This is a genomic window from Parendozoicomonas haliclonae (assembly GCF_900174585.1).
GTDB classification, from domain to species: Bacteria; Pseudomonadota; Gammaproteobacteria; order Pseudomonadales; family Endozoicomonadaceae; genus Sansalvadorimonas; species Sansalvadorimonas haliclonae.
Map to the genome: position 1 here is coordinate 1 of NZ_FWPT01000016.1, position 13199 is coordinate 13199.

12 protein-coding genes are annotated in these 13199 nt (G+C 53.5%); 8 read left to right on the forward strand and 4 right to left on the reverse strand.

Translation table 11 applies throughout. The features are described from left to right. From EHSB41UT_RS22815 to EHSB41UT_RS22830, 4 genes are all read left to right on the forward strand, one after another. On the forward strand, positions 1–96 hold a 96-nt coding region (locus tag EHSB41UT_RS22815; RefSeq protein WP_165767133.1), incomplete at its 5' end, for an IS3 family transposase. A 180-nt stretch (positions 97–276) separates the two neighbouring features. Continuing rightward, positions 277–2661 (forward strand): molybdopterin-containing oxidoreductase family protein, encoded by a 2385-nt coding sequence (locus EHSB41UT_RS22820; RefSeq protein ID WP_087113180.1) that lies wholly within the window; start codon positions 277–279, stop codon positions 2659–2661. A 5-nt stretch (positions 2662–2666) separates the two neighbouring features. Beyond that, the gene (locus tag EHSB41UT_RS22825; RefSeq protein WP_165767380.1) at positions 2667–3215 is read left to right on the forward strand and encodes a 4Fe-4S dicluster domain-containing protein; all 549 of its coding nucleotides are present in this window, start codon (positions 2667–2669) and stop codon (positions 3213–3215) included. Positions 3216–3224: 9 nt separating this feature from the next. Next, on the forward strand, positions 3225–4022 hold the full coding sequence (locus tag EHSB41UT_RS22830; protein WP_087113181.1) for a dimethyl sulfoxide reductase anchor subunit family protein: 798 nt from the start codon (positions 3225–3227) through the stop codon (positions 4020–4022). 57 nt (positions 4023–4079) lie between these two features. On the opposite strand, the gene EHSB41UT_RS22835 is transcribed toward EHSB41UT_RS22830, so the two are convergent. Then, positions 4080–4724 (reverse strand): nucleotidyltransferase domain-containing protein, encoded by a 645-nt coding sequence (locus EHSB41UT_RS22835; RefSeq protein WP_087113182.1) that lies wholly within the window; start codon positions 4722–4724, stop codon positions 4080–4082. Next, a complete protein-coding gene (locus EHSB41UT_RS22840; RefSeq protein ID WP_087113183.1) occupies positions 4721–5260 on the reverse strand; it encodes a GNAT family N-acetyltransferase in 540 nt (179 codons plus the stop codon). The genes EHSB41UT_RS22835 and EHSB41UT_RS22840 overlap by 4 nt, the downstream gene beginning before the upstream one ends. Before the next feature lie 160 nt (positions 5261–5420). Here EHSB41UT_RS22840 and EHSB41UT_RS22845 point away from each other — a divergent pair, with 160 nt between their 5' ends. Next, entirely contained in the window at positions 5421–5924 is a 504-nt protein-coding gene (locus EHSB41UT_RS22845) for a hypothetical protein (protein ID WP_087113184.1), read from the forward strand. A 57-nt stretch (positions 5925–5981) separates the two neighbouring features. Here the strand turns inward: EHSB41UT_RS22845 and EHSB41UT_RS22850 are convergent, their stop codons facing one another. Both EHSB41UT_RS22850 and EHSB41UT_RS22855 read right to left on the reverse strand, forming a co-directional pair. Continuing rightward, positions 5982–6584, reverse strand: coding sequence for a DJ-1/PfpI family protein (locus EHSB41UT_RS22850; RefSeq protein ID WP_087113185.1), 603 nt, complete (start codon positions 6582–6584; stop codon positions 5982–5984). A 14-nt stretch (positions 6585–6598) separates the two neighbouring features. Next, complete coding sequence (locus EHSB41UT_RS22855; RefSeq protein ID WP_087113186.1) at positions 6599–7309, reverse strand: GNAT family N-acetyltransferase; 711 nt, start codon at positions 7307–7309, stop codon at positions 6599–6601. Positions 7310–7482: 173 nt separating this feature from the next. Between EHSB41UT_RS22855 and ptsP the strand changes: the two genes are divergently transcribed. From ptsP to EHSB41UT_RS22870, 3 genes are read left to right on the forward strand one after another with little or no spacing between them, the layout of a single operon-like run. After that, positions 7483–10389 (forward strand): phosphoenolpyruvate--protein phosphotransferase, encoded by a 2907-nt coding sequence (gene ptsP, locus EHSB41UT_RS22860; RefSeq protein ID WP_087113187.1) that lies wholly within the window; start codon positions 7483–7485, stop codon positions 10387–10389. After that, on the forward strand, positions 10390–11364 hold the full coding sequence (gene pfkB, locus EHSB41UT_RS22865) for a 1-phosphofructokinase (RefSeq protein WP_087113188.1): 975 nt from the start codon (positions 10390–10392) through the stop codon (positions 11362–11364). Between the two features lies 1 nt (position 11365). Further along, a complete protein-coding gene (locus EHSB41UT_RS22870; RefSeq protein ID WP_087113189.1) occupies positions 11366–13150 on the forward strand; it encodes a fructose-specific PTS transporter subunit EIIC in 1785 nt (594 codons plus the stop codon). Positions 13151–13199: the final 49 nt, after the last annotated feature.

The window sequence follows — 13199 nt, forward strand, 5'->3', positions numbered from 1 at the left end:
GAATACATCACGTATTACAATACGCGACGTATCAAGGTGAAACTAAAAGGCCTGACGCCGGCGGAGTGCCGAAGTCAGGCCTTGCAAGCCGCTTAACCAAAGTGTCCAACTTTATGGGGTCACTTCATTGCGCAGTGGTCTTTTTTAGTCTTGCCGCGCTGAATCAATCTCTCTTATTCACAGAATCTGTGACCTGATGCTCTTCCGGGGCAGGCCTCCCTGTGCCTGAAAAGAGACCGGGGATAAACGATCACAGATCACTGTCACGGGACGTCTATGGACAATCTGTTAACCAACGGTGTTGGTCGCCGTACATTCCTGAAAGGGCTGGGCATTACCTTTCTTGCGCCGGTGATTCCGGAAGTGATGGCTATGCCCATCAACAAGCCGCCGTATAAATACCTGTTTGATTATTCCGAGCTGAAGAGCGCCCGTTCCAGCTGCGCCATGGAGTGCCTGCACTGCAACCTGACTGCATACACCTACAAAGGTGAGCTCATCAAGGTAGAAGCCTCCAAGGATTTTAATGTTAAGGCCTGTATGCGTGGCCTGAGCCGCACCAAGTGGGTCAACCACAAAGAGCGCCTGACGACGCCGCTGCTGCGTACCGGCGAAAAGGGCTCCGGGGAATTTAAAGCCATCAGCTGGGATGAAGCCCTGAACCTGATGGAACAGAACATCCGCAAGACCATTGCCGAAGATGGTAACAAGGGCCTGATGTTTGTTGGCTTTACCGGCAATATGGATGCGGTAAAGAACGACATGGGTCGTGCTTTCTTTGATTATCTCGGTGGCTGCACCCGTCGTTCCGGCTCTATCTGCTGTGGCGCCGCCTATGGTGCCATTCCACCGATTACCGGCATTCGTTTCACCGACACCCGCGACACTATTGCTGACAGCAAGTATCTGCTGTGCTGGGGTAACAACCCGGCGGTAACCCTGCACGCCTACTGGAAAGACTTTATTGCCGCGCAGAAGAATGGCGCCCGTATTGTGGTGATCGATCCGCGCTTCAGTGAGACTGCCGCCAAGGCTGACGAATGGATCCCCATTACCCCAGGCACCGACAGCGCGCTGGCCCTGGGTATGATGCGTGTCATCATTGAAGAAGGCCTGACCGATATCCCGTTCCTGAAGAACCATACCGGTGCCATCTATCTGGTCGGTGCCGACGGCGATCTGGCCCGTTATGTCGATCCCAACCTTGCGGCAACAAGCAGCGAATCCTCCTGCTGTGGCGGCAAGACCGAACTCTCCAACACCAACTATCTGGTCTACGACCTGAACAGCCAGAGCTATGTGGCTCAGAACACGCCAGGCATTAATCCTGCCCTGTTCCAGAGTGAGCTGCCAGCAGACAGCCCATACACAACAGTGTTCGAGAAGGTGCGTCAAGAGTGTGAACAGTGGACGCTGGCGAAGACTTCCGAGGTGACGTCTATCCCACAGCACACCATCGCCCGTCTGGCCCGTGACTTTGGCACCGTTCAGCCGGCGATGATTATCTTCAATATGTCCGGCGCCCAGCGCACCGAGAATGGTGCGCATGTGGTTGCAACCCAGCACTATCTGGCTCTGCTGACCGGCAATATGGGCAAACGTGGCGCGGGTATTCTGGATGCCGGCGGCGCGACCCAGATGGTCAAGTTTGGCCCGTTGGTACCACCGGCCCCGAACAAGCAGAAGATCGCGACGATTCCGATGGCCCGTATCGGTCAGGCGATTATTGACGAAGATCCCCACAAGATCAGTTTCCTGTACAGCATGGCTTTCGCCCCGCTAAACCAGCTGCCAAACACCAACAAGGTGAAGGAAGCGTTCAAGAAGGTGCCGTTCGTCGTAGTCGCCGACAACCTGATGACGGACTCCGCCAAGTGGGCGGATCTGGTCCTGCCAGTGACCACCATCTTTGAAGATGTCAGCCTGATGGCTGGCCCGCGCAGCCACTATGTGCAGCTGATGGAGAAAGCCGTTGACGCTCCGGGACAAGCCAAGCCGGACTACTGGATCTTTGCCCGTCTAGCCGAACGCTTTGGCTTTGGTGAAGTATTTAACCAGCCGATTGAGCACTACATCAACAATCTGCTGGCTGGCACGGGTATTACTCTCGAACAGCTGAAAAAAGGCCCGGTGAAGCCAGCCAACTTCCCGTGGGTACCGTTTGACGGTGGCAAGTTCAATACCCCGACCGGTCGCGCCAACTTCTTCCTGGAAGCCTGGAAAGCCAAGGGGCATCCAGCTATTGCGACGCATGTACCGGTGATTGAATCCTCAACCGGCAACCCGGAACTGGCCAAGAAGTACCCGCTGATGTCCGTACAGCGCAAGCTGGCCCGTACCGTTCATACCAGCCATGGCATTAACGAGTGGGTGAACCAGGTTCAGCGTAATGTGCCGAACATTATGATCCATCCGGATGATGCAGCAGCTCGCGGAATCAAATCCGGCGACCGGATTACTGCCTTTAACGACCGTGGTGAGCACACAGCTATTGCCGATGTTTCCAGCTTTATGATGCGCGGAGTCGTCAGCCTCGAAAACGGTTGGTGGGAACGTCAGGGCGGCACCTCCAGTACCGTGACCAGTGACTTTGTCGAGCCTATCGGCCACGGCCAGGCCTGTAACAGCACCCTCGTCGAAGTACGTCTCGCCAAGGTATAAGCGACATGAGCAAACAATACGGATTTTTGATTGATACCGACGGCTGCTATGGCTGCAAAACCTGCGCTATGGCCTGCAAGTCCGAGAACAACACCCCGGCCAATGTTGCCTGGCGTAAGGTGCGGGAGTTCCGCACCGAAAGCCCGATGTCACAGACGTTCATCACCATGTCGTGTAACCACTGTGACGAGCCAAAGTGCGCGGAGGTGTGCCCGGCCAATACTTACACCAAGCGGGAAGACGGCATTGTTGTACAGGATCACGACAAGTGCATCGGCTGCCAGATGTGCATTATGGCCTGCCCTTACGACTCACCGTCGTATGACCCGTCTACCGGCAAAACCAGCAAGTGCAACCTATGCGTTGATCGCCTCGATAAAGGCCTGCAGCCACGCTGTGTGGAATCCTGCCCGGGCGGCGTGCTGAAGTTTGGTGAGATCAGCGAGCTGCGCAAACAGCACGCCATGAACTGGGTGGAACTGGAGGAACGGTTCGCTATGCCGGACCACACCATCACCGGCCCGAACATCGTTATTATTGCCAAGAGCCTGTAAGGACGGACCATGCATCAGTATCAATTTTCATTGGTGTTCTTTACCGTGCTCACCCAATGGGCGCTGGGCAGTATCCTGATGATCAGCCTGTATCGGGCGGCCACGGGCGGACAGGAATTAAACAACAGCAAACTGACGGCGATTGCCCTCTGGTTGATCTGCGGCTTTGGCTCACTCTGCTCCCTGGCTCACCTGGGCAATCCTCTTCAGGGTTACTATGCCCTGCGCGGTCTGGGCAGCTCTTGGATGAGTCGTGAGGTGATTGTATTTGGGGGCATAAATGGTCTGACCACTCTCTGGTTGCTGACTCATCTGGTGAAAGGCAAAGAGAACCTGCAACAGACGTTGGGGCTTATCACCGGTGTGTGTGGACTGGCCGCCATAACCATGACCGGGCAGATTTACTATGCCGTGGAGCATCAACCGTCCTGGCATACACCACTGACGCATATTGGTTTTGTCAGCACCGCCCTGCTGCTGGGTCTGGCAACTCTGGCTCTAGTGCTGCGCCAATCCAGCAAAGAAATGCCTGCCGGCTTTCGTGCCTTGCTGACCGCCAGTGTGGTGATGGTTTTTGCTGTTACATGGCAACTGGCCCAGATCACCGGGCTTGAGCTAAATGGTGTACTGGTCTGGTACCGTGTCTTTGCCAGCCTTATGGTGGGCTGCGGTTTGCTGGTTATGGCAAAGTCTCTCAACCTTCACAGCACAGCCATGGTTGGCCTGGCCGTCCTGCTGATGGTGTCAGGCGAGATTGCCGGACGCATGGGGTTCTACGGTTCCGTACTGGGCAAAATGCCTTGGTAAGAACCGGTTACTGATATGTCCCTTGGATGCCAGCATGTTTTGACATGCTGGCATTTTTTAATTCCGGTTATTGATAATATAAGCTGCCAGCGTCTTTAGCTTTGAAGAATCCGCCGGGCTTTCATAACCCGCCTTAAAGAGTTGATAAGCCAGCGGATCATTGTCCTGCAACCAGACAAAACTCTTTTTCGGTCCGAAATACCACAGATCCCGTAACTGGAAGTAGATCTCCAGCAGTTCAAACTGAAGCCAGACCTGCCGGTAATTGCCTTCTATATCATCCTGCGCGGCCCGGTTTAGCATTTTGCCAATCCATTCCACGGTGTGCGCCTTTTCATTCTCAGATAAACATTTCGGACCTTCCGCCAACCGCGCCTTAACCTGATCGAGAAATACCTGCCCTTTGCCCTGCTGATCCTGAACACAATAGCCATCAGCGAAACGCAGATATTCCAGAGGCAGTGTGGACTGCTCGTTCTTTGCCATTGAGTCGGTGTGATAAATCCAGGCATCCAGATAAATGCCTTGCCAGAGTCGGGCATCGGTTAGCTTAGGGGAATGATCGGTAAAGCAGGCAATATCAAGATCGCTGGTTTCGGTAAAATCACCACGGGCCCGGGAGCCATAAACAATAATGGTATGAGGTTGATACTTCTTATTGAGTTCAGCGACAGCCGCACCAATCAACGACTGATTATTCATACCGCATCCTGACTTTTATTCAGGCTTTTTTCCAGAATCAGGTAGTTGTATTTTTGCCCGTTCTCGTCTTCCTGGCCCGATTTCACGATGGTTAAGAAGCCCTGCTTCACCCAGAACATGACGGCCGCCTCATTGCCTACAAAGACCTGCAGCCAGATACGATCAGCTTCGCCACTCTCCTTTACCTGATCCTCAATAGCCCGGTAAACCCTGGCTCCAAGACCCTGCCCCTGATATTCGGCATTCACACTCATCATGGAAATCCAGCACACCCGCTCACGAGCCTGATGAAAATTCATATGGAAGAATCCTACTGGCTTATTATCAGCATCAAGAATCGTGCGCAGAAAATGATCTTTCTGATTCATCTCTTCAATCACACCCTGATAAACAGCAATATCATGTTCACCAAAGCTGGGATCACAGGCCGCTACGGATTTATTGGTTTCAAATAACGCCTTCATAAGTGGCGCGCTGTTCTTATCCATTGGGATAAGTTGAAGATCACCAGCGCTCCACTGCCTGGGAATTGTCATCTCACCCTACTCCCTGCAACATGCTTTGTTATTATTCTTTGGGTCGGTTCAGTCAATGTATTCTACACGACAGACCAATTCTACTTGCTTTTCATTATAAATATTTCAAAGATACCGCTCGCACAAGATGTGCGATTATAAAAACAACATGGAAACAAGAATGAAACTGAAAAAGACTCTGGCCGCCTGTGCCGTTGCTGCCTCCATGACTCTCACTGGCTGTGCATCAATCATCAGCGACTCCCAGTACCCGGTTTCGCTGCAGTCTACCCCTGATGGTGCCAGCTTTACCGTGACCAACAAGAGTGGTGTGACCGTACACTCCGGTATTACCCCAAGCACCGTAACTCTCAATAGTGGTGCAGGCTTCTTCCAGGGTGAAACCTATCAGGTCACTTTCAAGAAAGAAGGTCATGCGCCATCTATCATCACCATCGATACCTCTCTGGATGGCTGGTACATCGGTAACCTGCTAATTGGTGGGCTCATTGGTATGCTCATTGTTGATCCGGCAACTGGCGCTATGTGGAAGCTCCCACCTTCTGCGACAGCAACACTGGGCAAGCAGGTCACTGCGAATGGCAGCGAGAAGACCCTGAAGATCGTAACCATTGATCAGATCCCTGAAGATATGAAATCCCAACTGGTCGCTATCGCCCACTAAGATTTCCGGTAGTGAGAGCTTCTGCTCTCACTACCTTGCTTATGTGTATCTCATCACTTAACCACCATCGGCTGCGCCGACCAGTGACCAGTCCCGGTTATTTACACCTTTATAATACCGTCTTGTCCGTTCAGCCTGCTCATTATTCTTGAAGCAGCCCATCCTTTGCCCAATGGCGATGGCAAAATCAATAAACGCTTCCGGCAAAGCGGTAATCACAGAACCATCAACAACCAGAGGTTGTTTTAAAAACCGGCTGCCGTCCCAAACCGAAACAACCTCACGCGGATAGATAGCCGCATTAGTATGAGACCGGCCAACCAATATACCTGCCCGAGCCAACAAGAACGGTCCAGCGCAGATCGCAGCAACAAGGCTGCCGTGCTTATTGGCTTTTTGCAGAAGCTGCTGGAGCTCAACGTTATCAACCACCGTGCCAACATCACCACCCGGTACGAGAACGCAGTCATAGTGCTCTGCCAATGCCGTCTGATAATCACAGTCCGGCTGATAATTTAGCCCGCTACTGCCTTTATGCATTTGTCCATCGGGCGTACAGCTGGTGATATCACAGGTGGGAGACAGTATTTCCAAAGCCAGCTTGATCTCGAACTCAATGCAGTCCGGGTATAGCACCACCAGCACTTTCTTCTTCGGCATGCTCCCCCCCCAGCTTACAGCCTTGCCAGCAACTGAATACGACTATGCTGTGTAAACCCCATGGATTCACACAGTCGAATAGAGGCACCATTTTCTGCATTGGTGCGATAGCGAATGATCCGCCCTCTCGCTGTTGTCGCTTGAATCAAGGTCTGCAACAGCTGTTGGCCAACGGCACGCCCACGAAATTCAGGTTTCACCAGAACGGACAAGGCTTCAAAAGGTTCGACGCCACAGTACGATGCCAGCAGACCAGCCATTTGCCCCTCACAATACGCGGCATAGAAATAGTCGCAGTCGAGACCCATATCTGCTTTTAACAACTCATCTTCCGAGCAACACTCGACAAACGCCTGCAGCTCCTTCCGGTGCATATCCAGGGTGAGCTCGCGCACCTCTACATCGGGCCTGGCAACGATCGGGACAGGTGCCTGCGTCAGGTAATAATCCAGATCATCAATATACACCTCCAGATCCTCCCGCCCTGTCAGGGAGATAATCTGCTCCAGTGTTTCTGGCTTATGATGGGCGACCAAGTCTCGTATCTCGGGACTGCAACTGATCAGTGTTAAAGACTCAGAGCTATAGAGAAAGGCAAGATCTTCTTCTCCCCCTCGCTGCCAGTAGTCACATTCGGTCAGAACATAACCCTGCTGTTCATTATTTTGCTGAAGCCGTTCCAGCCAGGATTGATCGATACCACGAGGATCAAAGGTCTTTGTCATTTTTATAATAATTATGTCGTATAAAATCCCACCTTATCTGTTTCACCATGAAAATGCGAAAATCACGCCTACGGTTAGAGCCAAACCTTACCAACCAAATCCATATTTTCACCACAGAGTGTTCAACTCTCTGCTAAATACATGGTCACAGTCAGGCTTTGTATGGGTGGATCATGCTGGAACTCTCGAAGCAGGATGTGGAACTGGATGCCCCCTGCACCAATAAAGAGGAGGCCCTCGGCTTTATTGTCAGTCGAATGGTGGACGGTGGTCTGGTACAACCTGACTACCTGGCCGGCATGGTGGAAAGGGAAAGTCAGACCTCAACCTATCTGGGCAACGGTATTGCCATTCCCCATGGCACACCGGAAACTCGGGATATGGTGAAACAGACCGGTATCAAGGTCGCCCGCTTCCCTAAAGGTCTGGACTGGAGCAATGGCCAGACGGTCTACACCGCAGTAGGCATTGCTGCTAAATCCGATGAGCACCTTGGGATTCTCAAGAAGCTCACCCATATCATCAGTAGCGATGAACTTTCCAAACGGTTGCATACCACATCATCTCCCGATGAAGTGATTGCCATCCTCAAAGGCGAGGCAGATGCCCCGACACTGTCGATCCACTTACCCAATCTCCGTACCGGTATGAAGCTCGCCTTTAGTGATGAAGCCCGGGCGCTGACCGTTTCTATCCTGAGAAAAGCCAGCCCCGGGCCGCAAATTAACTGGGGTGCGATGATTCTGCTGCAACCTCTGCAACTGGCTGACAATTTATGGCTGCTGTGTACTCTGGATGATGTCCATCCCCCGATGCTTGCGGCAGTTCAGTTTCATAGTCCTGATCTGCCAAATGCCCTGTTTATCACCCTGATCACCCGGGGCAATGTGCACAAGCCATTTATGGATCAGCTGATGGCACTGCGGCACTCCGGCTTGATCGACAAACTCACAAGTGCCCCGGACCCGCAAACCCTTTATCGACTTCTGAAAGGCGTACATGCTGAAGGTAAAACCGCCACCTGTCGTATTCCCCTTCCCCACGGTCTCCATGCCAGGCCGGCGGCCCAACTGGTAGAACTGGTTAACAGCCTGGGCGTAGATGTACTGGTGGAAAACCTCGATGGTGATGGTGACCCGGTCAAAGCCAACAGTATTGCCCGTCTGATCAGCCTTGGAGCCTGTTTTGGCCACCGGCTTCGCTTCAGCATTGCTGACAACCCTCATGTACAAAACCAGCTTGATTCCCTACTGCGAGAAGTGGCCAAAGGTTTGGGAGATGAGCCAACTCCTCTACCGGACGATCTGCCGGTTGATGACTCACAATCGACTCAACCTGCGCAACAGCACAGACCAACTGCAGCTCCCAAGCCCGGTGAGAAGATAAAAGGCCTGTGCGGTGCTCCGGGCATGGCAGTGGGCAGTGTCTTTGTGCAACAGGAAGTGACCTACAACTATCAGGAGCAGGCAACCAACCCGGCTGAGCAGCGACAGCGTCTGGAAGATGCCATTGCCACGGTCAGAGCCAGGATCCGGGAAAGGATCAAAGTCACCGGCACCCAGGCCAGCAGCAATGAAGCCAAGCTTATCGCCGGCATGCATCTGGCGCTGCTGGATGACCCTTCCCTCATAGACGACGCTCAAGAGCTGATACCACTTAACAAATCGGCCGAGTGGGCCTGGCATACCACCTATGAGCAACTGGCCAGCCAGCAGGAGAATAACCCGGATAAACTGTTGGCCGAACGGGCTGCGGACTTCCGGGATGTTGGCAGTCAGGTGTTGAGCGTCTTGACCGGCACCGATAACGAAAGCAACGAAAGCGCACCCCATATTCTGGTATGCCATGAGTTACCGGCCTCGAAGGTTCCTATGCTGGACCCTGCGATCACCCTTGCGGTGGTGACAGCGGTGGGGGGTGTCACTTCTCACGCGGCTATTCTGGCTCGTTCTGCAGGTATCCCTCTGCTGGTTGGCTGCGGAGAACAGGTGCTGCAAATACCTGCGGATAGCCGTCTGATTGTGAACTGCGATGATCAATACACTCTGATTGCCGACAGCGAAGACGCCGTACAGCAGGCACTGGCCGAGAAGCAGACCCGGGAAGAGGCTATCAGAGTCGCCCACGACAACCGTATGAAGCCCGCCATCACCACCGATGGTGTACAGCTAGAAGTAGTGGCCAATGTCACCAACAGCTCACAGATACAGAAGGCGCTGGACCTGGGAGCAGAAGGTGTTGGCCTTTACCGCTCCGAGTTCGTCTATATGGAGTTCGGTCGGGAACCAACCGTTGAACAGCAGGTGACCGAGTACGGTCAGGCGCTCTCACTATTGCAGGGGCGACCTTTTGTCGTGCGTACACTGGATGTCGGCGGAGACAAGCCCCTGCCCTACCTGCCCATGGAAACGGAGGAAAATCCTTTTCTCGGTATCCGGGGTGCCCGCCTGTCTCGCCTCTATCCTGATATGCTCAAACGCCAGCTGGAGGCTCTGATCAAATCCGGCCTGGCTGCAGATAAGGATGAGAACAACAAACCCAACCTGAAAATTATGTTTCCGATGATCTGCGATATTCACGAATGGCGGGAACTGAAACAGATGACGGCGGACGTCGTCAATGATCATACGGGTTTGTCGTTTGAACTGGGTATGATGGTGGAAATTCCCAGTGCGGCTTTGATGTCAGATATCTTTGCGCCGGAACTGGACTTTTTCTCAGTGGGAACCAACGACCTGACTCAGTACACTATGGCCATAGACCGCGGGCATCCAACTCTGTCAGCCATGGCTGATCCGATTCATCCCTCCATTCTGCGCCAGATAAAAATGACTGTTGATTCTGCAGACAGCCATAACGGCTGGGTAGGCGTATGCGGTGAGCTGGCGGCCGATCCGGTTGGCAGTATTATTCTGGCCGGACTGGGCGTAAAGGAATTGAGCATGTCGGTGAAAGCCATCCCCCTGACCAAATCACGGCTGCGGGAGGTCTCCATGAAACAGGCGCAGGCCATGGCGGAAGCGGCGCTTTATGCCGAGTCTGCGCAAGCGGTTCGGGCTCTGAAACCGGAGGATTTTTAAATGGACAATGCACCAACCCTCTCAAAGGACAAACCGGTTCTCACCGTAACCCTGAATCCGGCGCTGGATCTCACTATTCACTGTCAGGAACTGACACTGGATGCGGTTAACATTGCTGACAGCGGTACCCTGCATGCCGCCGGTAAAGGCATCAACGTCTCCAAGGTGCTTGCTGATCTCGGCGCAGATGTGAATGCCACCGGCATCTTTGGCCGTAACAACCGGGATAAGTTTGATGCCTTCTTTCACCATGAGCCTGTAGAAGACCATGGTGTCTATGTCGCAGGCGATACCCGGATTAATGTCAAAATCAAGGATGGTGAAGACCGGGTTACCGAAATCAACCTGCCCGGGTTGCAGCTGACCGACGAACATCGTCAACAGTTTCGGACCCGCCTGCTGGAACTGGCTGAACAGAGTGACTGGGTGGTTCTGGCGGGCAGCCTGCCGAAAAGCCTGCCCGCTGACTACTACGGGGAACTGATCAAAGACCTGAACGAAATGGGCGTCGATGTCATTCTCGATACCAGCGGCGCCGCGCTGAGCGAAGCGATTGAAGCCCGCCCCTATCTGATTAAACCCAACCGCTTTGAACTGGAACAATGGTTTGGCGGACCGGTTACTACCCTGGAACAGGAAGAGTTTGTCGTCCAGCAACTGTTGGATAAAGGCATTGCCAATGTGGTCGTGTCCGATGGCAGCAAGGGCTCCCGCTGGTATACCGAAACCGATACCTGGCAAGCGGTTCCGCCCTCCATGCGTGTTGTCAGCACTGTCGGTGCCGGCGACAGCCTCGTAGCGGGTATCACCTGGGGATTGTCTCAAGGGCAGCCTCCCGAACAATGCCTGCTGACCGCTACCGCCGTGGCCGCTCTGGCCGTCACGCAGATTGGTGTTGGGATTCCCGACCATCAACAACTGGATTCACTCCGCAGCCAGATACAGCTGGACAAGCTGACTTCGGGAGGTGTGTAGTATGAACGTCCTGATCTATACCCGCTGCCCTACCGGGCTGGCTTCCAGTTATCTGGCTGGAGAAAGCCTTAGCCAAAGTGCAGAAGCCCTCGGTTGGAATATCCGCAAAGAGATTCACAGTCAGCTGGAACCCGCAACCCCCTTTACCACCGAAGAAATATACGATGCCGACCTGATACTGGTAGCGGCTTCGGATACCACGGATCTTGCCCGCTTTGCCGGCAAAAAACTGTATCAGGGTGATATGCAGCAGGCCATCAGCCAGCCTGCGCAGTGGCTGGAACGGGCCAATAAGGAGGCCAAGGTTTATAAGGTAGAGGAAGCGTCTGCTAAACCAGATACCTCGGGGCCATCAGAAAAACCGGCAGAGACTTCCGATAGCGCCCCTGAAAAACCGGCAAGCCTGAATATACTGGCCGTTACCGCCTGCCCAACCGGTGTCGCCCATACCTTTATGGCCGCTGAAGCCCTGCAGGCCACAGCCGAGCAGATGGGTCACCATATCCAGATTGAAACCCGCGGGTCGGTGGGCGCGAAAGGTACCTTTACCCCGGCCGAGATTGCCAAGGCCGATCTGGTGATTCTGGCTGTTGATATCGAGATTGATGCATCTGCATTTGCCGGCAAACGCATCTACCGGACCAGTACCGGCAAAGCTCTGAAGCAGACCCGGGATGTCATTGAAACAGCAATCAAAGAAGCCAAGGTTGAAGACAGCAGTACAGCATCGTCTTCATCCTCTACCAGCAAAGAGAAAACTGGCCCTTACAAGCACTTAATGACCGGCGTGTCGTTTATGCTGCCAATGGTTGTTGCCGGTGGTTTGATTATCGCCATCTCCTTTATGTTTGGCATCCATGCCGCCGGAGAACCGGGAACACTGGCGGCAGCACTGATGACCATTGGCGGCAAGTCAGCCTTTGCTCTGATGATACCGGTGCTGTCCGGCTATATAGCCTTCTCGATTGCCGACCGACCCGGGCTGGCTCCCGGTCTGATTGGCGGCATGCTCGCCAGCTCGGTTGGTGCAGGGTTTCTCGGCGGTATCGTATCGGGCTTTCTCGCTGGCTATAGTGCCAAAGCACTGGCTGACCATGTTCGCTTGCCTAAAACCATGGAAGCCCTGAAACCCATCCTGGTTATCCCGCTGTTCGGTTCACTGATTACCGGCCTGATCATGATCTATGTGGTTGGTGATCCGGTCGCGGCCATTATGAAAGGGCTGGAAAACTTCCTCTCCTCCATGGGCGATGCCAATGCCGTCATCCTTGGTCTGCTACTCGGTGCCATGATGTGCTTTGACTTGGGCGGACCAGTCAACAAGGCCGCCTATGCCTTCGGTGTCGGGTTGCTGGCCAGTAAGCAATATGAACCCATGGCAGCGATTATGGCCGCCGGCATGACGCCAGCCATCGGTATGGGAATTGCCACATTTCTGGGGAAAAGCCATTTTTCGGAACCAGAGCATGAGGCTGGGAGAGCGTCGTTTATTCTTGGGCTCTGTTTTATCTCGGAAGGAGCCATACCGTTTGCTGCCAAAGACCCGATTCGGGTCATTCCTGCTGCGATGGTCGGCGGGGCTATTACCGGCGCGCTGTCCATGTTCTGGGATATTCAGTTGATGGCACCCCATGGCGGTATCTTTGTGCTGTTTATTCCCAATGCGATCTCCCATGTCCTGCTTTATGCAGTCGCCATTGCCATAGGATCAATTATTACCGGGCTGGGTTATCTATTGATGATGAAGCTCTACAAGCATAAAGAAGAGGAGATTGTGGAGGTTTAACCTGATTTATCGTTCCTGCAATGGAATGCAGGAACGAGGTCGTCTTAAT

Bases quoted from the DNA above. Each gene is read 5' to 3' on its own strand.
- pfkB (WP_087113188.1), top strand. From the start codon at position 10,390: ATGGACAATGCACCAACCCTCTCAAAGGACAAACCGGTTCTCACCGTA.
- EHSB41UT_RS22870 (WP_087113189.1), top strand. From the start codon at position 11,366: ATGAACGTCCTGATCTATACCCGCTGCCCTACCGGGCTGGCTTCCAGT.
- EHSB41UT_RS22855 (WP_087113186.1), bottom strand. From the start codon at position 7,309: ATGACAAAGACCTTTGATCCTCGTGGTATCGATCAATCCTGGCTGGAA.
- ptsP (WP_087113187.1), top strand. From the start codon at position 7,483: ATGCTGGAACTCTCGAAGCAGGATGTGGAACTGGATGCCCCCTGCACC.
- EHSB41UT_RS22835 (WP_087113182.1), bottom strand. From the start codon at position 4,724: ATGAATAATCAGTCGTTGATTGGTGCGGCTGTCGCTGAACTCAATAAG.
- EHSB41UT_RS22845 (WP_087113184.1), top strand. From the start codon at position 5,421: ATGAAACTGAAAAAGACTCTGGCCGCCTGTGCCGTTGCTGCCTCCATG.
- EHSB41UT_RS22820 (WP_087113180.1), top strand. From the start codon at position 277: ATGGACAATCTGTTAACCAACGGTGTTGGTCGCCGTACATTCCTGAAA.
- EHSB41UT_RS22825 (WP_165767380.1), top strand. From the start codon at position 2,667: ATGAGCAAACAATACGGATTTTTGATTGATACCGACGGCTGCTATGGC.
- EHSB41UT_RS22830 (WP_087113181.1), top strand. From the start codon at position 3,225: ATGCATCAGTATCAATTTTCATTGGTGTTCTTTACCGTGCTCACCCAA.
- EHSB41UT_RS22850 (WP_087113185.1), bottom strand. From the start codon at position 6,584: ATGCCGAAGAAGAAAGTGCTGGTGGTGCTATACCCGGACTGCATTGAG.
- EHSB41UT_RS22840 (WP_087113183.1), bottom strand. From the start codon at position 5,260: ATGACAATTCCCAGGCAGTGGAGCGCTGGTGATCTTCAACTTATCCCA.